The organism is Microvirga lotononidis, from assembly GCF_034627025.1.
GTDB classification, from domain to species: domain Bacteria; phylum Pseudomonadota; class Alphaproteobacteria; order Rhizobiales; family Beijerinckiaceae; genus Microvirga; species Microvirga lotononidis.
This window is the reverse complement of sequence record NZ_CP141048.1, coordinates 3476949-3499936: the sequence shown is the minus strand read 5'-3', so window position 1 is coordinate 3499936 and position 22988 is coordinate 3476949. Positions and strand designations below refer to the sequence as shown.

General features: G+C 58.2%; 19 protein-coding genes, 1 tRNA gene and 1 pseudogene. 9 read left to right on the top strand and 12 right to left on the bottom strand.

Features of this window, described 5'->3' with window-relative positions:
- Positions 1-12 precede the first annotated feature (12 nt).
- A complete protein-coding gene (locus U0023_RS16570; RefSeq protein WP_009489313.1) occupies positions 13-5229 on the top strand; it encodes a calcium-binding protein in 5217 nt (1738 codons plus the stop codon).
- A 599-nt stretch (positions 5230-5828) separates the two neighbouring features.
- Here the strand turns inward: U0023_RS16570 and U0023_RS16565 are convergent.
- The gene (locus tag U0023_RS16565; RefSeq protein WP_009489311.1) at positions 5829-6692 is read right to left on the bottom strand and encodes a ParB/RepB/Spo0J family partition protein; all 864 of its coding nucleotides are present in this window, start codon (positions 6690-6692) and stop codon (positions 5829-5831) included.
- A gap of 173 nt (positions 6693-6865) precedes the next feature.
- Between U0023_RS16565 and U0023_RS16560 the strand changes: the two genes are divergently transcribed.
- The 6 genes from U0023_RS16560 (at position 6866) to U0023_RS16535 (ending at position 12912) form a co-directional block, all read left to right on the top strand.
- Positions 6866-7399, top strand: a complete 534-nt coding sequence (locus U0023_RS16560) for a winged helix-turn-helix domain-containing protein (protein WP_009489309.1) — start codon at positions 6866-6868, stop codon at positions 7397-7399.
- On the top strand, positions 7326-7931 hold the full coding sequence (locus U0023_RS16555) for an IS630 family transposase (protein ID WP_154660913.1): 606 nt from the start codon (positions 7326-7328) through the stop codon (positions 7929-7931). Before U0023_RS16560 ends, U0023_RS16555 begins: the two co-directional genes overlap by 74 nt.
- 208 nt (positions 7932-8139) lie before the next feature.
- A complete protein-coding gene (locus U0023_RS16550; RefSeq protein WP_009489305.1) occupies positions 8140-9465 on the top strand; it encodes an AAA family ATPase in 1326 nt (441 codons plus the stop codon).
- Positions 9466-9474: 9 nt separating this feature from the next.
- The gene (locus U0023_RS16545; RefSeq protein ID WP_009489302.1) at positions 9475-10392 is read left to right on the top strand and encodes an HNH endonuclease family protein; all 918 of its coding nucleotides are present in this window, start codon (positions 9475-9477) and stop codon (positions 10390-10392) included.
- A 43-nt stretch (positions 10393-10435) separates the two neighbouring features.
- Complete coding sequence (locus tag U0023_RS16540; protein ID WP_009489300.1) at positions 10436-11500, top strand: DUF2235 domain-containing protein; 1065 nt, start codon at positions 10436-10438, stop codon at positions 11498-11500.
- A 260-nt stretch (positions 11501-11760) separates the two neighbouring features.
- Positions 11761-12912 (top strand): endonuclease/exonuclease/phosphatase family protein, encoded by a 1152-nt coding sequence (locus U0023_RS16535; RefSeq protein WP_040637955.1) that lies wholly within the window; start codon positions 11761-11763, stop codon positions 12910-12912.
- 15 nt (positions 12913-12927) lie between these two features.
- Here U0023_RS16535 and U0023_RS16530 read toward each other — a convergent pair whose 3' ends face one another.
- Together U0023_RS16530 and U0023_RS16525 are read right to left on the bottom strand one after the other, a co-directional pair.
- Positions 12928-13134: a hypothetical protein gene (locus U0023_RS16530; protein ID WP_009489296.1), complete on the bottom strand. Its 207-nt coding sequence runs from the start codon at positions 13132-13134 to the stop codon at positions 12928-12930.
- A gap of 152 nt (positions 13135-13286) precedes the next feature.
- Complete coding sequence (locus U0023_RS16525; protein ID WP_009489293.1) at positions 13287-14168, bottom strand: AraC family transcriptional regulator; 882 nt, start codon at positions 14166-14168, stop codon at positions 13287-13289.
- A gap of 42 nt (positions 14169-14210) precedes the next feature.
- On the opposite strand from U0023_RS16525, the gene U0023_RS16520 reads away from it, so the two are divergent.
- Together U0023_RS16520 and U0023_RS16515 are read left to right on the top strand one after the other, a co-directional pair.
- Complete coding sequence (locus tag U0023_RS16520) at positions 14211-14372, top strand: hypothetical protein (protein ID WP_154660912.1); 162 nt, start codon at positions 14211-14213, stop codon at positions 14370-14372.
- Positions 14359-15120 (top strand): annotated as a pseudogene (locus U0023_RS16515) (IS5 family transposase). The gene U0023_RS16520 and the pseudogene U0023_RS16515 overlap by 14 nt, the downstream one beginning before the upstream one ends.
- On the opposite strand, the gene U0023_RS35560 reads toward U0023_RS16515, so the two are convergent.
- The 9 genes from U0023_RS35560 to U0023_RS16475 form a co-directional block, all read right to left on the bottom strand.
- Positions 15110-15220, bottom strand: a complete 111-nt coding sequence (locus tag U0023_RS35560) for a GIY-YIG nuclease family protein (RefSeq protein ID WP_154660911.1) — start codon at positions 15218-15220, stop codon at positions 15110-15112. The pseudogene U0023_RS16515 and the gene U0023_RS35560 sit on opposite strands and share 11 nt — an antisense overlap.
- A gap of 107 nt (positions 15221-15327) precedes the next feature.
- Positions 15328-15753, bottom strand: coding sequence for a very short patch repair endonuclease (locus U0023_RS16510; RefSeq protein WP_083861283.1), 426 nt, complete (start codon positions 15751-15753; stop codon positions 15328-15330).
- A 9-nt stretch (positions 15754-15762) separates the two neighbouring features.
- Positions 15763-17802 (bottom strand): BbrUII/HgiDII family restriction enzyme, encoded by a 2040-nt coding sequence (locus U0023_RS16505; protein WP_009489287.1) that lies wholly within the window; start codon positions 17800-17802, stop codon positions 15763-15765.
- Positions 17799-18926: a DNA cytosine methyltransferase gene (locus U0023_RS16500; RefSeq protein WP_009489285.1), complete on the bottom strand. Its 1128-nt coding sequence runs from the start codon at positions 18924-18926 to the stop codon at positions 17799-17801. The genes U0023_RS16505 and U0023_RS16500 overlap by 4 nt, the downstream gene beginning before the upstream one ends.
- Positions 18927-19390: 464 nt before the next feature.
- A tRNA-Phe gene (locus tag U0023_RS16495) sits at positions 19391-19466 on the bottom strand.
- A 101-nt stretch (positions 19467-19567) separates the two neighbouring features.
- A complete protein-coding gene (yacG, locus tag U0023_RS16490; protein ID WP_009489283.1) occupies positions 19568-19771 on the bottom strand; it encodes a DNA gyrase inhibitor YacG in 204 nt (67 codons plus the stop codon).
- Between the two features lie 107 nt (positions 19772-19878).
- Positions 19879-20826, bottom strand: coding sequence for an IS110 family RNA-guided transposase (locus tag U0023_RS16485; RefSeq protein ID WP_009489281.1), 948 nt, complete (start codon positions 20824-20826; stop codon positions 19879-19881).
- A gap of 450 nt (positions 20827-21276) precedes the next feature.
- Positions 21277-21927, bottom strand: coding sequence for a Maf-like protein (locus U0023_RS16480; RefSeq protein ID WP_009489279.1), 651 nt, complete (start codon positions 21925-21927; stop codon positions 21277-21279).
- Positions 21928-22023: 96 nt separating this feature from the next.
- The gene (locus U0023_RS16475; RefSeq protein ID WP_009489276.1) at positions 22024-22878 is read right to left on the bottom strand and encodes a CDP-alcohol phosphatidyltransferase family protein; all 855 of its coding nucleotides are present in this window, start codon (positions 22876-22878) and stop codon (positions 22024-22026) included.
- Positions 22879-22988: the final 110 nt, after the last annotated feature.

Sequence of the window (22988 nt, the reverse complement as noted above, 5' to 3'; positions counted from 1 at the left end):
TCGGGGGCTGATATGCAGGATCATATTAAGACACTTAATGCGGGCTGGGTCAGCATGGAACAGTTGGAGCGCGATGCCCTCGGTGGCAAGCCTCCCAAGTATCAGATCGATGTTGACTGGTTTATGGAGCAGGGACCTGGTAAGTATTTTGATCCAACCAAAATCCCAGCACTCCAAGACCTATTTGGCGGCAAGCTCGGTCTCGCGCCTGGCGTATATGATCTGGTCACGAAGGATCCGTATAATACCTCTGGCGTTTTCTACACGGGTGATGAAGGTCCGAACGATAAGGTTCGTATAACAGGGGTTATCAAAAACTATACGACAGATGTCTGGGGTGATGATCACATTCTCCGGTCTTGGGTGTTTGGCACAACCGCTTACGCCATTAGCGGGGGCAAAGTCCACGTTGACAAAAACGGTAACATTGAAATCCGCGACCTTCAAATTCGGCCGCGGGATGACAGATTTGATTTTAATACTAAAGGCAAGGATTGGTATGTCCAAATTTACAATTCTACTTCGCTTGCAAGGCACGGAGTAACAAAGGTTCCTCCACCAATTGAATTGAATTTTACCTATGGTGGAAAGACTTACAGCAAGGTGACTAAGGACAATTTCAGCGCCTTACGCCCTGAAGATAAAGATTATTCCCTGATTGAAACTCTTGCCATTTTTGCAGCAAAGGAAGTGTTTTACGCAACTATTGCTATCGCGGAGAAACTGCAGGACATCTTCGAAGCCGCCAAAGCTGCCATTGCCGAAACTGTCAATCCCGCAGGCCCTGTCTCAGGCCAGTCTGGCAACAATCTTCCTGACAGCCCAACCAGTATTTCGGGCGGCGGTACCACAAGCGAACCGGGCCGAAATAGCGGCGAGCCGGGCGAAGGCTATGATAAGAATCCCCACGACGGGACTTCTACTGGAAACGGCCATCATGGTAATGGCACCAGCATCGGATCTGGCATACCTGGAGTTGTTGGCACAGGGACTGGTTATGGCGATAACGGCACTGTTGAATCTTGGGGAAATACTGAGGGTGAACCCGAGTCAAAACCTTTGGAACTGACCGTGCATCCGTCTGGATATGAATATCCTCCGGTGTTCGTCGATCTTGATGGCGACGGCATTGAGATCGTCCCGCTGCATAAATCCTCCGCATTCTTCGACCTGAAGGGAGACGGTAAGCTCAGACGGACCGCATGGGTCGGTGGCGGCGATGGCGTGCTGGTCATCGATCTTGGCCCTAACGGCAGTTTTAAACCGGATGGCGTGATCGACCAAGCTGCCGAGTTCGTGTTCTGGCACTGGGATAGAAGTCAGAAGACCGATCTTGAGGCATTGCGGAAACGGTTCGATACCAACCAGGATGGCTTTCTCTCAAAGGCCGATGAGGCCTTCCGCTATTTCCGAATTTGGATCGATGGGAACAGCAATGCCGTTACTGAGCCTGGTGAACTCAAGACGTTCGATGAAATCGGCATGACCTCTATTCCGCTCACGACGGATGGCAAGACCCGGCGATACACCGATGGATCGCGCAGTGTTGGCAAGGCGGTGTTTAAACTTGCAAACGGCAAGAAGGTGGCAATTGCCGATATGATCCTCAAAGCAGGACAGAATGATGCTTCTATCGTGAAAAGTAAGAGCGGCATCGATATTGATCTCGGGGACGGCACGAAATACAAAATCTTCAAAGGTAAAGGCGAGCGCAGTCGTGCCTTAAAGCTCGGCCAATCCGGCTATGGCGCGGCTCTACTCACAAATAAAGCCGGGAAGACCCTGAGTGCAACCTACGATGCGAAGGGCAAGATTTCCGCCCTTTTCACCAAAACTGCAAAGGGAAAGGTCATCTCATACGAAGGTTGGGTCAAAGGCATTCACCTTACGCTGAAGTTCGATGCCAAGGAGAAACTGGTCCACCAGCACATCACGGGTAACCTAGAGAATAATACCCTCCTGGGATCAGATGAAGAAACCGTTTTGGAGGGGCTAGACGGCAACGACGCATTATATGGCGGCGCGGGCGCGGACACGTTGAAAGGCGGCATGGGCGACGACCGTCTCGACGGTGACGAGGACGCCGACTGGCTCGACGGCGAGGCGGGCGATGATACCCTCCGCGGGGGCGAGGGAGCCGATACGCTATTCGGCGGCGACGGCTACGACGACCTTTATGGCGGCGCGGGCAACGACCTGCTGAGCGGCGATGCGGGCCGCGACTACCTCGAGGGCGAAGCCGGCGACGACACCCTCAAAGGGGGCGCCGGCATCGATGAGCTGCATGGCGGCGCGGACAACGACCGGCTCGAAGGCGAGGCCGGCGACGATCTGCTCTTCGGGGACGAGGGCGACGACAGCCTGGATGGTGGCGCAGGCCGCGACGAGCTTCAGGGCGGGGCAGGCAAGGACACCCTGGACGGAGGTGCCGACCGCGACTGGCTCGTCGGCGGCGATGGCGCCGACCTTCTCCTGGGCGGCGACGGCGACGACAAGCTGATCGGCGGGGCCGGCGCCGACCATCTCCTCGGCGGCGCGGACCGCGACACGCTCGAGGGTGGCGACGGCCATGATACGCTGGAAGGCGGCACGGGCGACGACCGCCTGCGCGGCGAAGGCGACGACGACGTGCTGAAGGGCGAGGACGGCGACGACGATCCCAACGGCGGCGCCGGGGACGATCTGTTGTATGGCGGATCCGGCAACGATGCGCTGATCGGGGAATCCGGCAACGACGCGCTCTATGGCGGAACCGGCGACGACGCGCTCGTGGGCGAAGCCGGTGACGACCAGCTCTATGGCGAGGCGGGCCGCGACATGCTCAAGGGCGGCGCCGGTCACGACCTTCTGTCCGGGGATGCCGGGGCGGATGTCCTCTATGGCGGCGCGGGCAACGACACCTTGCTTGGCGGCAGCGAGGACGACCTGCTCTATGGCGACGAGGACAATGACAGCCTCGACGGCGGCTCGGGCGACGACAAGCTGTGGGGAGGCATAGGTGACGACACGTTGCTCGGCGGTGATGGACATGACGTGCTCACCGGCGACGGAGGCGCGGACAGCCTCGACGGCGGCCTCGGCGACGACAAGCTCTCGGGCGGGGCCGGCAACGACACCCTGGTCGGCGGCGGCGGAGCCGATCAACTTTTCGGCGGCGAAGGCAACGATATATTGGCTGGAGGTCCTGACACCGACTACATCGACGGCGGGACCGGCACCGACACCATCGTGCTCACCGGCAACCGCACGGATTACATGATCCGCTTCAACACCGCGATCGGGCGCTACTCCATCGTAGACCTGCGCTCCGGCTCGCCGGACGGCACGGATCTGGCCGACATCGAGATCTTCCGCTTCGCCGACGGCGATCTCACGATTGCCGAGCTGAACTACGTCACCGCGGCCGATGCCGCGATGGCCTATGACGTGGAGAACAGCGACGGCTCGAAGAGCCGCCTCGGCTGGCGCCCGTCCGCCGACGATCCCTCGATCATCGAGGCATACGTCCAGCGCCGCAACATCGCCGGCGTCCTGATGAGCGAGACGGTGTTCCATCCGGATGGAACACGCCTCGCCAAGGCCTGGGATCTCACTGGCCTGCTGGCCTGGTCGTCCTATGTTCAGACCTACGATGCGCAGGCCAACGTGATCAGCCAGGTCGACACGAACCGCAACGGCACCTACACGAAGTGGGAGTTCGACCCTGAAGCGATCGATCACCACAACTGGGTGAACCGCGAGAGCACTTACGACAGTCTTGCCGATTACGAGGCTGGCATCGCTTCACGGCAGTTCGACACCATCGACGACGGCGAGCTCGGGCCGGTGGACTTCATCGAGCGCCTGAACGACCGCACCGGGCAGACTTGGGACACCAAGCTCAAGGAGCTCAACGCCGCCGAGCAGGTGCTCATCGAGACCATCGTGAACGATGACGGCTCCAGCATCGTCAGGGGGAAGGACTACAGCCCCGACGGCTACAACTACCGTGACGGCGTGAACGCCGCGCAAGTGGCCGGCGAGGAGTGGGTCAACTTCGAGGAGCATCGCGACGCCGGTAACAACAAATTCTGGGAGGTCTACAAATACTACGGCCCGACCGTGCAGCAGGAGCGCACCGTCGAGCGCGGCTGGGACTTCAACGGCCAGCCATGGACGCGGTACGAACTGACCAGGGATGGCCTGTTCAAGGAGATCCAGCTAAAGACGTGGTTCGATAATGGCACGCATTCGATCAAGGATTGGAACTGGTCCGGCCAGGGCTGGGCTTGGCTTGACACGCTCTACAGCGGCAGCACGCGGCTGACGCAGTGGGAGCAGTACGATGAAGGACAGCGGCATATTTATCGCGAATGGAATGGCGGAGCCGCCTTCGACGAGCGCGAGACGCAATACAACGCCAGCGGCGTCATGACCTATCAGCACGTCATCATCGGCAATACCACGACGGTCCACCTGTGGGATGTAGCCGGGGAATATGACTGGGCTGAGCAAATCACAACCACGGTCAACGGCACAATCAGTAAGATTGAAACGACCTATGCCGACCACAAGATGGTTGAGATCTTCGATCATGCCGGAACTGAAGGCTGGACACACCACGTACAGGAATGGCGCGGCTCGAGCTTCCAAAACGAGGTTTCGGATAAGTACTATAACGGCGAAACGCTTATCAAGGAATTCGGCTGGGATTTCAGCGGCCGATCCTGGGATCATTTCGAGAAGCGCTATCACAATGGCGGTCAGGTCTACCATAAGCGCGTCAACGATGATGACACCTACACGATCGACAGGCTCGACTATCAAGGAGAGGATTGGGACACGATCTCGATCAGGGGCAAGATCATCAATAACGTGGAAAAGATATCCTGGAAGTCGACGATCTATGACAACACCCTAGGCATTATCGAGGAGAAGGACCTTGGTAATGAAAATTGGGACACCAAGATATCGAAGTCGCGTGAATATGGCGGCGTTCGGCTGACCTTCCACGAGAGCGTCTCCTACGACACGGCGGTGACGAATGGCAGTCGCACGTTTACCGATTACCTCATAGTCTTCGACCGTCCCGATATCGGGGACTGGGCTGTGTATGGCATGTACGGCAATGGTGCTCCTTCCTGGGGTGGCTGGATCGAGGATGATTCTGGCAGCGTAACCGAAACCTCTTTCATTTCTGGCATTGTGAACCTGTTGCGTAATTGGGACGGCATCAGTCCGTTCACTTGATTCAATCGTCTAATACAGAAGGCGTTCATCGCTCCGACGCGAGGCAGCAGCGAATTGCTGCTCCTCGCCTCTCCACCGCGACATTGTCCGGGTCATCACCAATGGCGGCTTTCTCCACTATCTTGATTACCCGATGCCATCTCAGTCTACGATGCAAAAAGACGTTGCAGGCAACAAGGCAGGACCGGCCCCGGATGCGGCACTTGAGCGCCAGCGGTGGCCGGCATAGCAGCATCACGTAGATAGCGCCCGCTCGTGTTATTGGACGAAGCAGGCGAATCACGGTGGCGTGCCACTATGACTGCGTCCCTACGGGCGAGCGCATGATGGACACCACGGCATGGAGACATTGGAAAATCTCCACCGTACTCACCGGGCTTGTCCCCGGTAGAACAGGACTTTGCCCAACTCCGATCGTTGCTGCACAAAGTCTTCGCGCAATCGAACAATGTGCTCTGGCACACCATCGGAGAAGTGCTCGGTAGCTTCCCGTCAAGGAGTGATGGAACTACCTAGCAGGAGCGGATATGAATCCGGCGAGATCAAGAAGACTTTGAAAGAAGGGTCGTGGTCACCCTTCTCCCATAGCGAAATTAGTACTATGCCGCCTCCTTGTTCTCATCACTTAGCTTGAGCGATAAGTGATGCCGGATCCTTTCTGCAATCAGATCCTGTACGGCCGGCGAGAGCACGAAGTTGCGTCCTGAGATTATGCTTTCCCACATATCGGCGAAATCGAAGTCATCGAGCGCCCGAAGCAGTGCCTCACCGGCATCGCGCCAAATCGGCATGGAATGCAGAACATCGCATAAGGCCTCTATGATCGTTGCTCGGACTTGGCCTGGATTGCCGTCACCGGTCTGCGTGATGCACTGCAGTGCCGTGATCACCGTGTCCCGCCCGTAGCGATCGAAACAGCGTGTGATAGCCCCGATTGCTTGAGTTCTTCCCGGTTTGGGATTCTGAGATGAGAAATTTCCTCGAATTATTTCGACGCCGCCAGCGGCACAGATTTCAGCGACGGCCAAGGCCGCCTTGTCACGAGCGGCAAGCTTCGCATGAAATAGTTGTTGAGGCGTGGTCTTCGTGACGTTGCCATTGACCGCAGCGTAAGCCTCCGCCTGCTTTGCTCTGTCGACATAGACGATCTGACACAGGACCTTTTCGATTCCACGCAACAGGGCTGCCGTCGTACGGTGCTGCCCATCCACGATGGCGAACAGCCCTCCCTCGAGCGGAGCGACTACGACTGGGGCAAATTTCGACCATTCGAAGCCTTCCACGATGCGATTGACGTTCAGCCTCCCCTTCTTTCCGATATCGCGCTGGTACGATGGATCCACGACAAGCTGATTGATCTCGATCCATTGGAGTTGTGGTGCTGGACCGGGCTCATGGGGTGATGTCGGTAGAGGATAGCCGTGTGTCGTAATCGTCCTGTACTCGGCGTGGCTCTGAATCATGTCTTTCTCCCTGGCACAACAATGTGCGCAGCAGTTGTGACACGGTTTATAGTTATAACATTTAGTTGTGCGATTTATGGTTAATACCCAGCCAGGGAATTGCTGACTCGGATTTGCGTCGGGGCGCCTGACGTGATTCACTGCGGAGCGGGGGCGTTGTTGAGGGGATCAGCATGGCTGCCCTCCGGATCCGCCAGGACTACTCACCATCCGACTTACGCCAACGGGCTGCTCGTGAGAGGGACACCCGGGCCAGCCTGCGGTTGCTGGCCATTGCCAATGCGCTTGAGGGCATGACCCGAACGGAGGCCGCCCGGCTGGCCGGCATGGAACGTCAGGCCCTGCACGATGCCATCCAGCGCTTCAATGTCGAGGGACCTGACGATCTGCATGACCGGCCCCGCTCGGGTCGCCCGGAACAACTCAACCCTGGGCAGCAGGCCGCGCTCAAGGCCCACATTCTGCACGGGCCGGAGCCCGAGCGCGATGGAGTGAGCGCCTGGCGTCTGGTCGACCTGTGTGAGCATGTCGAGCGGACGTATGGCGTTCACTACAGCGAATGGGGGCTCTCGTGCCTGCTCAAGCGGCTGAACCTGTCGCGCCAGAAGACCCGGCCTTCGCACCCGAAGGGCAATCCGGCCGCGCAGGCGGCGTTCAAAAAAGGAACTCCCGTCAAAGCTGCAGGCCCTCGCGACCGAGCACCCTGACGCCCGTCTTCAGCTCTGGTGCCAGGACGAAGCGCGCTTTGGCCAGAAAGGCCGGACAACACGGGTCTGGTATGAACGCGGCGTGCGTCCGCCCGGCGTGGTCGATCAGCGCTTCGAGAGCTTGTACCTGTTTGCCGCCTGCCGTCCCGGCACGGACGAGACCTTCGCGTTGGCTCTGCCGCGGGTGAACACCGACGCGATGATGATCTTTCTGGAGCAGTTTGCCCGGCAGCTCGAACCCGGCGTACATGCAGTGCTCGTGCTGGATCAGGCCGGCTGGCACGACGCGCGGGCCTTGCACGTGCCAGAGACGATCACGCTGTTGCCTTTGCCGCCGGCGTCACCCCAGCTGAACCCGGTGGAGCGGGTCTGGCTCTACCTGCGTGAGCGCTATCTCTCGCATCGGATGCTCGACGATTATGAAGCCGTGTTGGACGCGGTCTGCCGCGCCTGGAACCGGCTCCTCGACGAGACAGGCCGTCTCACAACATTGACGGCCTACCCGTATCTCACTGCGTCAGGAATTCCATGAGCGGGTATAACACGGCTTAATGGTCACGAGGACTGGTTCTCATCGAAAATCCCGTGTCTTGACCTTGATGCTGCTGCCGAGGGGTATTTGTAATGAATTCGTTCTGCGGAACTGCAGCACTTCCTAATTATCTGGCTTTTCGCCCTAACCGCAAATTGTGATAGTTTATATCCAATTCGGACATTCCGGGTTGCACACAGGTACCAATATGTACGTGAAAAGCTTGCAGGTTACTGACCTGCGGTCAGTTGCCGAGGGGCGCCTTGATCTCGTCTATCCAGGACGTGATCAGGACGAGCCATTCGCCGGCAATTATAATTGGCCTCCGCGGCTTCCGAACGTCAACGTACTACTTGGCGTGAATGGAGCCGGCAAGAGCACGATGCTTGACGCAATCGCGCTAGCCGCTCTTTCACCGGTCATCGCGGATTCCTCAGGTTATCGGCCCTATGCTCTCATCCGGAGGGTAGCAAGAGGCAAATCTCCGCGCGCAGCGAGTATGGAGGCCGAGATAGTCATTCACGGTCAGGACGTCGATGGCAGTCCTGGGAGAACGGATCAGGTTCGAACTATCTCTGCTAATGTAGAAAGACGTGGTGATCTGGAGTCCCTGAAGGCTGCCGGCTCGATCGATCCGATCTGGGATGGCATGTTCCAGGATCGATCCCCGGCGTTCCTGATGGTAGGGTACGGTGCAACCCGAAGGGTGGAAAGCGTTTCCTCCATTGACGAATCGACGCGTTCCAAGACACGGCAGCTTCGGTATGAACGTGTTGCCTCCCTCTTTGAAGACCATTTTACACTTCGCCCTCTCGCCAGTTGGTTGCCAGAGTGGCAAAGCATCAATCCCGGCAGGCACAAACAGGTCGTCAATCTTATTAACCGTCTATCTCGCAACGACGTGGTATTCACGGGACAGAGGGAAGGCCGTGAATATCTTTTCCGTGTCGGGAACAATTTGGTCCCATTCAGTGCTCTTTCCGACGGATACAAGGCATATATCGGATGGGTAGGAGATCTGCTCTTTCACGTGTGCATGGGATGTCCACCAGGCAAGAAGCTGGTGGACAACAAAGGCGTCGTTTTGGTGGATGAGATCGACCTGCACATACATCCTGAATGGCAGCGCACCATGATCCCAACCCTAGCCCAAGCGCTACCTAACCTGCAGTTCATTTTCACCTCTCACAGCCCGCTCGTTGTTGGAACGCTGGAACGAGCCAACATCATCCATGTCGAAACTGGGCCTCGCGGTCACGCGATCATGAAACGTCCAGGAGAAGAGGTATACGGACTGACGGCCGATCAGATCCTTCGTTCAGAGATCTTTGGTCTCGATTCCACTCGCGACCCTGGTTTCAAAGCACACCTCGATAATCTGGCTAGCGAAGCGGCTTCAGGCAACCGGGAAGCAGCCCGTCTCTTCATGCGCCAAGCGGCCCGAGGCAGCGCCGCTGCCGAGGCCGTATCAAGCGATCGACCTGAAATGCCGGAATGGCTAACGTCACTTGCATCCAGAAAATTCGAGGAATGACGGACCAACATGATCCGCTATCCGAAAGCGACTCTTGACCTCGTGTGCGAGTTGGTCGACGAGGAAGTCTCAAACTGGCGAGCGGAAGCGAAAGCGCGAACCGCGGCCATTATTGCCGCTGGAGCCTATAGCGAGGGCCGTCCATCGTGGAGCGACGTCAAGCCGGTCTTCATGCGGTTGCAATCCAACAAATGCGCATTCTGCGAGTGGCCGCTTGGCGGTGAATTCGCAGGGAAGGCCACCCAGGACGTGGAGCATTTCAGACCCAAGAACGCAGTTAAGGAGTGGCCCAAGAAACCAAAGAAAGGAACGCCTCCGACTTATCCCTTTTCTACTGGCGGAAAAGGCGACGGTTACCATTGGCTCGCTTATGATCTTGGGAACTATGCGGCTGCGTGCAAAGCATGCAATACGGCACGCAAATCAAACTATTTCCCCATCGCCGGCGCTGCACGAGGGGCCTCCGGAGCGGACATAGCTACTCTCAATGCTTTGGAGCAACCTTTTCTCATCTTTCCTCTTGGGACGGTTGATGATGATCCGGAGGATCTGATCACATTCGAAGGCATCGTCGCGAAACCCACACGCGACGATGACAGTCACGAGCGCCGACGCGCCACTGTCACCATCGATTTCTTCGCGCTCAATTCGCGAGAAGAGCTCTGGGAAGACCGTTTCCGAGTGATTAGAGAAGTTTTCTACGCCTTAGGCCAAGCGAAAACCGCCAAGGATGATATGGCTGACGCTGCTCTGCGAACCATTGCCGATGCCATTAGCGAATCCGGCCCCCAGGCGTCTTGCGCCAGGTCATATCTTAGACTGATAGAGGACGATCCGGAACTCGCCTGGGAGGCATATCTAGCGGCCGAGGCTTCCGTTGGCCGTGAGCGTGACAAGCGGAGGCAGAAAACCCAGGGAAAGCGCTAAGCGATTGGCTTGATTCTAAGTCTAGAGCAATGGGTGAGGCAGCATGAAGAATGTCGTCGTCTGCTGTGATGGTACCGCGAACGAGTTCGCTGGTAATAAAACGAACGTGCTGCGAACGTACTCCGTCATCGCGCAGTCCGATCGGCAGGTGGCTGCATACCTTCCGGGGATCGGTACGATGGAGCCACCGGGAGCACTAAGCGATATCGGACGAAGGTTCGTTAGGTTCATGGCGAGGGCGGTCGGGTATGGCCTTGAGCACGAAATCCGTAAGGCATATGCCTATATTTCACGAGCCTATGAACCCGGGGATAAGCTCTATCTCTTTGGTTTCAGCAGAGGCGCCTACACCGTGCGCGCAGTGGCATCGTTGCTCCGGATGTATGGTCTGCTGCACCGCGATGCCGAGGATCTGGTTCCGTATGCCATCCGCTACCTCATGGCAGCTAGTGAGGACACATCTTCTTTTGCGAAGGCGTTCAGAACTGCCGCCGACTTCAAGCGGACCTTCTCGGTTGGGCAATGCCGGCCGCATTTTGTGGGCGTGTGGGACACTGTAAGCTCCGTTGGCTGGCTCGCAAATCCGCTCCGTCTGCCGTTCACGGCATGGAATGACGAGATTGAGCATGGCCGCCATGCAATTTCGATTGATGAACGGCGGGCATTTTTCAGAACCAATCTCTGGATCCAGCGAGCTCCGGTCACGAGAGGAGACTTCGTCCAGGTCTGGTTCGCGGGTTGCCACTGCGACGTTGGAGGCGGCTACCCCGAGAGCGAAGCGGGCCTATCAAAGATTGCATTCACCTGGATGCTGGACGAAGCAAGTGCGTTGGGATTGCACGTCGACAAAACAAAGCTAGCCCACGAGCTTGGCGGAGCACCTGGCAGGTCGAAGCCCGATCCCGATGCAAAAATCCATCAATCCCTGGATTGGCGTTGGTGGCCCGCAGAGTTCATTCCGAAGAGCCGATATGAGAATGGACGGATCAGGTACCTCATGAATCTCGGCGCCCGTCGGCGGATCCCCGAGGGAGCTCTCATTCACCACTCCGTGCGCGACCGGAAGCAATACAAGCCACAACTTCCTACAAACTTCAGCTGGATTTAAAGTAGCATATTACTTTGTTGGCTATTGGTAATGCCTCGCACTCTGGTCAGCATGATTGCCGGCAGATCGGTGTGTCTTAACCTGCCTAACGAACTTACGTCACAAGTCATTCCTATTTGAGATGTCACTTATAGTACCGATCACGGACATCGATAATTGTCTCTACCTCTTCTTAGGCTGAGCCAATATCTACACATTTTGGTAGAGTAATACGATCTGGCTGTTACTGCGTCTGGTGACCTCATCCAAGGGGACCTCCGATGTCGAACAACTACGCTGGTCTGCGCCGCGCTCTTGAAGGCGAGGCTGGAGTTGCCAAACGATGCGCTGAGAGGCTCATCGCTATGCGGAAGCGTCTGGATCCGATCCGTCGGCGCCAGCGCGACAACTCTTTGATGCTGGCCACCTGGAATATCCGGGACTTCGATTCCAACAAGTTTGGCTTCGGTCCCCGCCTGCCCGAGACCTTCTATTACCTAGCTGAGATCATTGCTTGCTTCGACTTGGTTGCGGTTCAGGAGGTCAACAGGGATCTTACCGCCTTGGACCGGCTGATGCGCATTCTCGGCCGGGAGTGGGATTACATTGTGACCGACACGACTGAAGGGCCAAGTGGGAACGGAGAGCGAATGGCCTTCCTATACAACAAAGAGAAGGTCTGGTTTCGAAAGATCGCCGGCGAGATCGTTCTACCCACTGGCCAACTTGTCGTTTCGCAGGAAAAGGTTCGATCGCGAACCGGAAGTTCCGAAGAAGCCTCGGCAGGAGCGAAAGGTAAGAACCAGTTTGCACGAAGCCCTTTCCTGGTTGCATTTCAATCCGGCTGGTTTCGTTTCAGCCTTTGCACCGTCCATATCTACTACGGCAAGGAATCGGGACCGGCGCTCGAGCGGCGCATTGATGAAATCCAACGGCTTGTACACTTCTTTGCCGAGCGCCAGGATGAGGACAGCAAACAAGAGAAGGATAAATTCGGCCAAGTAGAAAACTATATCTTGCTTGGAGATTTCAACGTCGTAAGCCCGGAACATAGGACAATGGAAGCTCTCAAGAGCAGGGGCTTCACGGTGCCCGCGCAGATCGATGGCGACGCGGTCCGCAGAAAAGGCGACCACTACTACGACCAGATAGCTGTTCGGGTGAAGGATCCACGCTTTCGCGTTCTCAGCGGCGGTTTGATCGATATCTTTGCTGACGTCTTCAGAGACAATGAGGAAGACTGCGATCTCTACATGTCATACATGCCTTCGGAGGATCCGGAAGGGAGTAGCGATGTAAACGGCATATCGCCTGAGAAGCTCTATCGCAAATGGCGTACTTGGCAGATGTCGGATCATTGCCCGCTATGGATCGAAATCGAGACGGATTTTGCCGACGATTATCTGAGGAGGATCGCGGCTCCGACTGATTGATCTCAGACAACCAAATTAATGCGTATCGAAATCATTGAGAGGCGTGCTCAACGCGATCGAGTAGTAGATCTCGAGGAACGCTTGGCGCTTCGGATCCGCTTTTTCTACAAACCGGAACTCCATCTCCTTAATTCGGGCTTTGGCCGTCACGAACACGGCTGCAAATGCCGGATCCTCCATAAGTCCCTTCCGGCTGTCCTTCCTCGGCCTGTATGACGCCATCAGCCGTCCTGTCGCCTGCCGCGCCAGCTTGAACGCAAAAACTGCTTGGTTCTGCGCTGCACTAGGTCGTGAACCCATAAAGACCGAGATCGGGTGAAGAGCGGCCTGCCCGTTTCTTGCAATCGGAAGGGGCAGGCCGCCGTCGGAGGGCGCTATTTCAGCGGCAAGAACAGTTCCGCGACCGCCTCATGCTCCGGCACCTCCGGGAAGAAGCTCAGCCGCTGGCAATAGATCGGGAAGTCGCGTGCTTCCTCGCCGCTGGCCGGAAGCCAGTCGCGATAAAGGTAGAGCGCCGCGGGCTCCAGATTGCCGGTGTTGCCGACCACGCGCAGCACCGCGCAGCGTCCGCCAGGAATCTCGTCGGCTTTGATCTGCTCGCCGTCCGCCTCGATCGGTTGGTCGGTCCCGACACAAAGGTCGACGCTATAGTCGGCCGGCGATGCAGGACGCCGCTCGGACCGCCACACATTGAAGGTCGGACTTGTCTTGGGGTGCAGCCCAGCGGCCTTGCGCCACGCGATGAACCGCTGGATGGTCGCGCCGAGCGTCGCCGGGTCGCCCCGGTGCTCCATGATGGCAACCCGCGTGGGCGCCACATCGCGAATTGTCACGTCCTCAGTGGTAAAGGTCTTCTGCATGAGCTTGCTCCTCGCGTTGTCGAGAGGCCCGAAGGCCACAAGCCACGGCTCCCAGTCGGGCTCCTTCCGAAACGACGAAGGCGATTGCCCGAACCGTTGCCGGAAGGCGCGGGCGAAGGCGTCCGGTGCATCGTAACGGGCATCCATCGCTATGTCCGTGACGCTCTGGTCATCCCTGTAGGCCAGCCGGTATGAAGCGCGCTTCATGCGCGCGAGCTGGATGTAGCGATGCACGGACAGCCCGAAGGTCGCCGTGAACTGCCGGTGGAAATGATACTTCGAGTAGGCGGCGACGCTGCTCAGCACGTCCAGGTCCAGATCGTCGTCCAGATGTCGGTCTATGTAGTCCAGCACCCGCTGCATCCGGGCATGGTAGTTCCGAAGCACCGCCTTCATCGCCCTGTTCTCCGTGGCAGCACCACCGGAGCGCATGCGGACATGATGCGCTCGACCGATCTTGCGGTTTTGCCATGGGTTGCAGACGGTCGCCAAGGACTGTTCACGGGCACGCCAAATTTAGCGATGAACGGCGATAAGGGGCGTTTGCGGATTGGTGGCTTTCATATCGTTCTGATCCAAGCTCAAAATGAGCCGATATGACCTGAGCGACTTCGAATGGCGTGTGATCAAGCGGCAGCTGCCCAACAAGCCGAGAGGCATGCTCCGTGTCGATGATCGGCGGGTGCTAAACGGCGTATTTTGGGTGCATCGATCGGGAGCACCATGGCACGACCTGCCAGAACGCTATGGACCGCACCACCTGTTACAACCGCTTTGTGCGATGGCGGAGGGTCGGTGTCTGGGATCGGCTAATGGACGCTATCAGCGCTTCGCATGATGGCGACATCCAGATGATCGACAGCACCTCCGTTCGTTCCCATCAGCAGGCCGCGACGGCGAAAAGGGGGCAGATCATTGTCCCGGTCGATCACGCGGCGGACTCACGACCAAGATCCATGTCGTTGTCGACGCGCAAGGCCTCTCGATCAGGCTCGGCCTGACAGCGGGACAGGCGCATGACCGGCAGATCGCCGACACGCACCTCGACCATCTCGGCCCGCATACCATCGTGCTGGCAGACAAGGCCTATGACGCTGACCGCATCCGCGGCTTGATCCAACGGCAGGGTGCCACGCCCAACATCCCTCCTAAGAGCAACCGCCGCCGCAAACCCTGCTTCAGCAAGCGGCTCTACCGCGAGCGCAATCTGATCGAGCGGTTCTTCTCCAAGCTTAAGCACTTCCGAAGCATCGCTACCCGCTACGACAAGCTCGCCGCCAACTTCCTCGCCATGATCCAACTCGCCTCGATGCGGCTGTGGCTCCGAGCTTATGAGTCTACGACCTAGGACGGCAATGCAATCCATACCTGCGGCGCAGATTGTTCGAACGCCCGACGTACAGATGCCCTTCCCCCTCGCTGAACAGATATACTCCTCGACTGGGCATGCCCCGCGGTAACTGCCCCCTCGCTACAGGAGGTCACACTGAAAGCTGATGCAGTGAAGAAACGAGCGCCTCGACCGCACGTGCAAATACTTCATGCATGATGCCCCCTATTGACCAAGAAATCGCCGCAATTTGGATTCCAGAGCATCGACATCCTTGGTCTCGCACTCCCAAACCACTTCGACGTCCCAACCCGCTCGCCTCAGCTCCCTTATCGACCGCGCATCGCGCTCGACGTTCGCATCGAACTTCGACTGCCAGAACGCAGCTCGAGTCTTCGGCGAGGAGGCCTTGGAGCAACCGGGGTGGCGATGCCAGAAGCAGCCGTGGACGAAGATGACCTTCTTGAGCCGAGGGAACACCATATCCGGCGTTCCCGGCAGATCCCGACGATGAAGGCGAAACCTGTGTCCGAGAGCATGGGCCACTCGCCGAACGATCAATTCCGGCTTGGTGTCGCGTCCCTTTACGCGAGCCATGAGAGCCGATCGGCTACTCGAAGGAGGAGCATCATCGTTGAATGACGAAGTCATTCCATTGAACTAGGCTCCAGAGCTAGTAATTGCCAGTACTGGTCCGCTCTCCTCGGAAGAAGCTGATGGTGCGTAATCCTCAATGGCCGCGATCACTTGACCAAGCGTATCGACAACTCCCCGATGCGCGAGGTAATCATTGTAGGCCTTCTCAGCATTTGTCAGCAATTGATCATAAAATACGATCCGCGTCCTATTCACCTGCAGCTGGCTCAAAGTTCGCTGCTTTCCATCAGGGTTCTTCCACTCACGAGGCTCTTTCCCTAGGACAAAAACGATCTCCACAGGCTCATGAGGGGTTCCCTGCGCTTCGAGTAGGCGCAACATCCCTGAAAGATATTTCTCTGATTGCTCCAGCATCTCCGATCGACCGAGTACGCGATCAGGGCGCTTCAGTTCGATGATCACGTGCTCTCCAGCGGCTTTACGGTAGCCGATGTCAAGCCGGCCCTGGCGCTCCTCGTCCGTGAGCTCAGCCGTCACATCCTTGAACATCGTCTGGACTCGGGTCTCCATAACCTGTGTGCCTTCCGCGCGTTCCCAGGATGGATCTAGAAGCCACAGATGGTCGAAGAGATATTGCTGGATGGCCTTCTCCAGTGCGTTTTCGTCCACCTTCTCCTGCAGTGTCCGGATTACCTTGATCCGCTGCTGCACGATCTGGCCGTAGAGGTTCGCTTCCAATCCGTCCAGTTCTTGGAACACCTCCAAGGCGGTTAACAGGTTATCATCCGAGATGTTGTCTAAAGCCTCAAGATTCTCGTGCAGACGATAGAATTCGAATCCGAGAACCGCATGCTTGATGAGCTGCTTCTGCTCGTTGACATCATCCATCTTGATCCGATTGAGCTTGCCTAGCCATTTTCGAGCTTTGGTACGAACTGCAGGTTTCAGCCCGCTCATCCAGGCCTGAACTGCAGGAATTTCAAGAGCTTTCTTCGCGCCATCTTCCGCCCGCAGATCCGCCCAACGGTTCTGGATGTGCTTGAGCTCCGTACCGATAAAAGCTTTTAGTTCTTGATAACGTTCATCATCCTCGACTAGCTTCTGGCGACTGCTGGTGGCAGCGTCATCATCACGCTCTGTCCCTGGCCCGTCATAGATATCAAGTCCTTCGACGCGCAGTTCGCCGATTAGATAGCTTGCATAGACCCCTCGTTCTGAAAAGTCGGCTAGAATATCCTCCTGAGCCATCTTTCCACGGACAAAGATCGCAATCCTATTGAGGTTATCCCCCTCTTCGTCTCTAAGCTGTCGAGACTCCTTCACCGTTCCGAGCCATCCAGCGATTGCAAGCGTTTGGTTCGCTGTTGAAGATGTCCGCTTCTCAAGAACTTCAGCATGAGTAGCAAGCGCCTCAAGTTCCGTCTGTTCACCGTAAGTCCAAACGTATTGAAGCTTATTATAATAATCCCGGTCGGCCGGCACGACCTCCTTACCGTCGATGACAACTTTGAAGTTGTAGGCGTCACCAAGAACCGAGAACCGGCGAGCTACGCGCTTCCGCAGTGCCATTGAAGTCGCGGTCGTCTGGCGATGTCGCAAGTCTGTCAGGGTAATGCGAGTGCCGTGGTCGAAATCGATCGAGTCGGTAGAGAGATCCGTCGGCTCGTAGGTGCCGGTCCCGCCCTCCTTCTGCACCTTCTGTCGTATGTCCTCCAAGCGCATGCGAAAGGCGCTTTTCTCACCGTCCCTTGACGTCTCAATCTCGACCGTTCCTGCGATCGAGAACAGCGATAGCTTTCCGATGCCCTTGCGGCCCATTGGATGCCGCCCCTTGGCTGTCAGCCCGGGTTGGACGTCACGACGGCGATGACCGACCTTCAGGAAGCGATCGTTGACCTCCTGCGCGGTCATACCCGTCCCATCGTCGAATATGACTATGCGTCCCTTCGCCCGATCCCATGTGACCTCGACGGTTTCGGCATCCGCATCCCAGGCGTTCGCTACGATTTCCGACAGCACCGATGGTACGTTGCTGTAGAGATTGATGCCGAGATGCTCAAGGACGTTGAGACTAATTGTGAGGGAGAAACGGTTGGGGCTCATAGGTCATGCAGTTCGATATGATTGCGGATGCTTCTGGCGATCACTTGGCCCAGCAGGACCGGAACGGCATTTCCGATCATCCGTCCAAGCTTCTTGAACTCGATCCTCTTGCCGGGTGGCAAGAAGGCGTAAGATTTCGGAAAGGACTGGAGCATGGCGCCCTCCCTTAACGAGAGGGCCCTATCCTGTATCGGATGGCCGAAGCGACCATTCCCGAATCCGAAGAACTGCGTCGTGATGGTAGGCGACGGTTCATCGGCCCTCATGCGACCGTAGACCGACATGTAGCCGCGTCCGGTCGCGACCTTGTGACAACTCGCGACGAGTTCTTCATCCCAGTCCAGCCAAGTGCCTCCTGGTCTGGAGGCTCGGATCCGACGCAGATTAAGATCGGACATGCGGCTTGCCGAGTGCAACGGATCATTCGGGTCGGATGCGCCGGCAGTCAGTTTCGGCAATCCACCGATCGTTTCCTCCACCGTCACGTATTCGTCAGGCTCCACCTGTGGCTCTTCCAGCTCTATCTCGCCATGGCGAGACGCGAGTAGAACAAGCCTGGATCGGCGCTGCGGAAGGCCATAGTCCGGAAGGAACACGACGTCGTGGTAGACGAAGTATCCGGCATTGGTGAGCTTCCTGACGAATTTCTTGAAGACCTTCCCGTCCTGAAAATCCAGCAACCGCGGAACGTTCTCCATAGAAACGACATCTGGAAGTGTCTTCACTATGAGATTCCCGAAGCGCTCGACGAGGCGCCACTTGGGATCGTCGTTTTTCTGATTGTACGTTGAGAATGGCTGGCAGGGTGCGCAACCGACCAGGATCGTTGGCTCGCCCTTGTAGAACAACTCCCGAAGCTCCGACGCTCGGAGACTAGTTACGTCCTTTCGGATGAAGGGTGCCGAGTTGTTGTGCTCGAACGCATAACGACAGTCCTCGTCAACATCAACGCCTGCGGCGACCATAAAGCCTTCCAAACGGAAGCCGTGGGTCAGCCCTCCTGCCCCACAGAACAGATCGACTACCGAGCCCCTGGGGCGCGACTTCGCGCGTCCACGAGTGCGGTTCACGCTGCCCCCAGTCTCTTTCTTCGCACTCAGTCGGCCTGATGCTTCTGCGGCCATATACCTGCCCCCGCCTTATCTCTATGCCTCTCCTACATCGCTGCCGTCTAAGCGGCTCCGGGAACGTAGGATATCTTAACTGCTCTGGTTCTGAGCCTGGATATTAGGACTCATGTCCAGAATCTGCAGATTGGACACTTACTCACGGCGGGCCGATCGTGAAGCATTTTTCCTCAACAGCGTTGCTGAAACCCTGCTGGCGCAAATTCTCGTTTAAAGCCGAGCTTTCTACAATCAACATATCGTAGAGTGTATACCCGGATGCAGGCAAAACGCCTGATTGCAGGCGTTTCCCAAGAGGATCCAAGTTGCGGCTCCGTTCGCCTCTTCGGCTACTTAAAGGGTGGCCTAAGCTATTGCGAGCATGATGAGATGTTGTGCCCCGGGCGCGCGCCCAGAGGGGACAAACAACTTCGACCCTCCGACTGGGGCACTGAAAAACTAAATATTTTCAGCAAGATAAGTGGTGCCCAGGGGCGGAATCGAACCACCGACACTGCGATTTTCAGTCGCATGCTCTACCAACTGAGCTACCTGGGCATCCGATGCGCGGCGAAGCCGTGCGCGTCGTGGAGGGGTGTATAGTCAGACCTGAGCCGCATGTCCAGCGGTTCGGATGACAAAAATTCGGGGAAATTATTTCAGGCTTCCCTATCGTCCTCGTCGCGGTCGTCCTCCTCGCTCTCGACAGCCGGAATCGCGTAGCTGCCGGACAGCCAGCGGTTCAGATCCACATCGGCGCAGCGTTTCGAGCAGAAGGGCCGGTAATCCGGCTGGGCGGGCTTTCCGCAGATCGGGCATTTGCCGGCGGACGCAAGCGGCTTGTTCTCATTGGCGGCGTTCATGGCACGCCTCCTTTCCTGCTGAACGGCAACGGGATTGCCGGAACATCGTGCAGACCCCATGGGCCACGTCAGTGACCCGAGGGGCCAAGCTAGAGTATCCGTATTGATCAAGCGGGTTTTGGAGACCAGTTTCGCTGATCTCGCAAGAGCGCATTGGCCAGGATGATGAGCTTTCGCATGATGGCCGTCAGGGCGACTTTCACCGGCTTGCCCGCCGCGCGTAGGGCTTGGTACTTAGCTTTCAGATCCGGGTTGAAGCGGGCCGCAACCAGCGCCGGCATGTACAGCGCCTGACGCAGATGGGCGCGGCCGCCCCGGATCGTGCGGCGCCCGCGGGAAGCCCCGCTGTCGCGCGCCACCGGAGCCAAGCCGGCGAGGCTGGCCACCTGGCTCTGATCGAGGCTGCCGAGTTCAGGCATCTCGACGAGCAGGCTCAAGGCAGTGGCTTGAGCAATGCCAGGAATGCTCATGAGAATCGCCAGGCGCGGGGTGAGATCCGCATCACCCAGACACAAGCTGTGAAGCTGGGCGTCGATCGCAGCCAGGTGGCGGGCAACTTGGCGCAGCCGCTGTTCGAGCTGACGCCGCAACAAGGGAGAGCCGACCACCTTCTGCCGGTTGAGAGCAGCGGTGCGATCCTTGATCAAGGCCTGGCGGGCGACCAACAGTTCCTTCATGGCCTCCAGCGTGGGGCTGAGCACAGGCCGGGTCGGAGGCTCGAGCAGAGCTCCAAAGCGTGCCAGCAGCGCCGCATCGAGCCGATCGGTTTTGGCAAGCTGACCTAAGGCTTGGGCGAAGCGGCGGGCGTGGCGGGGATTGATCTTCGCCAGCGGCAGGTCGGCACTGGCAAGGCTGCGCTCCAGCACGCGGTGATACGCGCCGGTTGGCTCGAAGACCACGCGCTGAATGGAGTACGCGGCCAGCCAGGCGATGAGGGCGCGATGACCCTTGGCGTCGTTGGGGAAGCGGCGCGTGGCTCCATCGGGATAGAGACAAACATCGAGCTGATCTTTGGCAATGTCGATGCCGGCGGTCTGTGGTATAGGATGATGCATCTTTTCCGCGTCCTTGGCTTGTCATACGGGCCATCACGCCCGGGTATCCGTTCAGGCCACGAGGAAAAGAGAGGGGCGGTCCGACTCTAGCTCGACCCGCACCGGTCTGCATCGGAACGACCCGTCCCCTCCCACCGCCAGCGAGCTCGCGTCTCGCTGGCGGTGTCCTCATCTTGCTCGATCAGGACAGGAAAATCATAAGACAAGCATCGGACGTGAAATCGAACTCACGTCCGACGCTCTCACTTTCGGGTTTGACGCATCTTTCCACGCAAAACCGGTTCCCACTTTTGCGTTCGATGCTCTTTTGAAAAATAGGTCCGGCTTTCCGCTCGGCCCGATGCTCTCATTAAAGAAGCAGGCACCGGATTGGATCCCAAGCGGACTTCGCTTTGGGCCCGATGCCTGGGCGCTCCCGCGCAAGGCAGCTCTCACCTCGAAGGGACGGGCTCAGGCCGCGTCGAGCCAGCTGGAGCGGACGGGATAGCCCTCTCCGTCGAGCAGGGCCGCCGCTTCATAGAGGGGCAGGCCCACGACGTTGGAGTAGGACCCGACCAGCTTGATCACGAAGGTGCCCGCGAGCCCCTGGATGGCGTAGCCGCCGGCCTTGCCGCGCCAATCGCCGGAGGCGAGATAGCGCTCGAACTCGTCGCGGGAGAGGCGCTTGAAGCGGACCCGGGTTTCCACCAGCCGCTCGCGAACGGAATCCTTAGGCGTAATCAGGCACACGGAGGTATAGACCCGGTGGGCGCGGCCCGAGAGGAGCCTCAGGCAGGCCGCCGCCTCGTCCACGAGCTCCGCCTTGGGCAGGATCCGCTTGCCGACCACCACGACGGTGTCGGCGGATAGGATATAGGCGTCCTTCAGGTCGTCGCGGACCCGGGCGACCTTCCTTGCCACCTCCGCCTTCGAGCGGGCAAGGCGCTTGGCCAGATCCTTGGCGCCCTCGTTCTTCAAGGGCGTCTCATCCACATCCGCGGGCAAGAGGGCATAGGGCTCGATGCCGGCCTGCTGCAGGAGGCCAAGCCTGCGCGGCGAGGCGGAGGCGAGCACGAGCTTCGGACGCCCGCTGGGGTTCGACACGTCGGAAGAAGACGCCAACTTTTCTCTCCACGATCCGGGATCCGCAGGATCCTCATAAACGCAAACGGCTACGCTGGGTGCAACATGGCACCGGGCGGACTTGAATCAAGTCAGCTAAGCGACGGGAGGCGGCTCGACGCCGGACGGGGACGATCCGGCCGCGGCAACGCCTGAGCCATCCTGCCGGTCCAGCTTGCGGTACCGCATGACGCTGATCGGGATCGTCGCCAGGAAGGCGACCGTGATCAGACTCAGCATCTCCCAAGGGAAGCTGATGAGAAGGCCGAATGCAGCGACGGACAGAACGAAGATCGGCAGGACCCACTGGCGCGGCACATACTTGCCCATGGTCTTTCCCGAATAGGTCGGGATGGTCGAAACCATGAGGAAGGCGACACCGACCACGTAGACAAGGACGATGGGGCCGACGGAGGATTCCTGAATGGGGATGCCGAGGAACGAGAGATAGAGCGGCAGCAGGGCGCACATGGCCCCCATCGGCGCCGCCATGCCGACGAAGAAGTTCTTCTTCCATTCAGGCCGGTTCGGATCGTCGATCATGACGTTGAACCGCGCCAGGCGAAGGGCCGCCGCGATGGCGAGCACGATGGAGCCGATCCACCCTACCCGTCCCAGCTCGTGCAGGACGAAACTGTAGATGATCAAAGCCGGGGTGACGCCGAAATTCAGGAAGTCGGCCAGGGAATCGAGCTCGGCGCCGAATCGGGACGTCCCCTTCAGCAGGCGGGCGATCCGGCCATCGACCCCGTCCAGGAAGGCAGCCACGATCACCGCCACGACCGCCCGCTCGTACTGCCCGTCGAAGGCCAGCCGGATCGCCCAGAGCCCCAGGCAAAGGGCGATCAGGGTGATGATGTTGGGGGCGATCATCCGGAAAGGAACCGGCTTGAAGAGCCGCTTGCGCGGCTCGTTCGGGTCCGGAGCGAAGGGTGGGAAAAGGTCACTCATGGCACCAACCTAGCGCATCGTGCGGGAAAAATGGATCCGGTTTCCCGCGCAGAACAATGCGCTCATCAAGAGAAAAGCGTAGGATTTCATCCCAAAAGTGGAGGCCACTT

Excerpts from the sequence above, each read along its gene's own strand:
- U0023_RS16570 (WP_009489313.1), top strand. The coding sequence starts at position 13 with ATGCAGGATCATATTAAGACACTTAATGCGGGCTGGGTCAGCATGGAA.
- U0023_RS16565 (WP_009489311.1), bottom strand. The coding sequence starts at position 6,692 with ATGATTCAGAGCCACGCCGAGTACAGGACGATTACGACACACGGCTAT.
- U0023_RS16560 (WP_009489309.1), top strand. The coding sequence starts at position 6,866 with ATGGCTGCCCTCCGGATCCGCCAGGACTACTCACCATCCGACTTACGC.
- U0023_RS16550 (WP_009489305.1), top strand. The coding sequence starts at position 8,140 with ATGTACGTGAAAAGCTTGCAGGTTACTGACCTGCGGTCAGTTGCCGAG.
- U0023_RS16545 (WP_009489302.1), top strand. The coding sequence starts at position 9,475 with ATGATCCGCTATCCGAAAGCGACTCTTGACCTCGTGTGCGAGTTGGTC.
- U0023_RS16540 (WP_009489300.1), top strand. The coding sequence starts at position 10,436 with ATGAAGAATGTCGTCGTCTGCTGTGATGGTACCGCGAACGAGTTCGCT.
- U0023_RS16535 (WP_040637955.1), top strand. The coding sequence starts at position 11,761 with ATGTCGAACAACTACGCTGGTCTGCGCCGCGCTCTTGAAGGCGAGGCT.
- U0023_RS16530 (WP_009489296.1), bottom strand. The coding sequence starts at position 13,134 with ATGGCGTCATACAGGCCGAGGAAGGACAGCCGGAAGGGACTTATGGAG.
- U0023_RS16525 (WP_009489293.1), bottom strand. The coding sequence starts at position 14,168 with ATGAAGGCGGTGCTTCGGAACTACCATGCCCGGATGCAGCGGGTGCTG.
- U0023_RS16520 (WP_154660912.1), top strand. The coding sequence starts at position 14,211 with ATGATGCGCTCGACCGATCTTGCGGTTTTGCCATGGGTTGCAGACGGT.
- U0023_RS35560 (WP_154660911.1), bottom strand. The coding sequence starts at position 15,220 with ATGCCCAGTCGAGGAGTATATCTGTTCAGCGAGGGGGAAGGGCATCTG.
- U0023_RS16510 (WP_083861283.1), bottom strand. The coding sequence starts at position 15,753 with ATGACTTCGTCATTCAACGATGATGCTCCTCCTTCGAGTAGCCGATCG.
- U0023_RS16505 (WP_009489287.1), bottom strand. The coding sequence starts at position 17,802 with ATGAGCCCCAACCGTTTCTCCCTCACAATTAGTCTCAACGTCCTTGAG.
- U0023_RS16500 (WP_009489285.1), bottom strand. The coding sequence starts at position 18,926 with ATGGCCGCAGAAGCATCAGGCCGACTGAGTGCGAAGAAAGAGACTGGG.
- yacG (WP_009489283.1), bottom strand. The coding sequence starts at position 19,771 with ATGAACGCCGCCAATGAGAACAAGCCGCTTGCGTCCGCCGGCAAATGC.
- U0023_RS16485 (WP_009489281.1), bottom strand. The coding sequence starts at position 20,826 with ATGCATCATCCTATACCACAGACCGCCGGCATCGACATTGCCAAAGAT.
- U0023_RS16475 (WP_009489276.1), bottom strand. The coding sequence starts at position 22,878 with ATGAGTGACCTTTTCCCACCCTTCGCTCCGGACCCGAACGAGCCGCGC.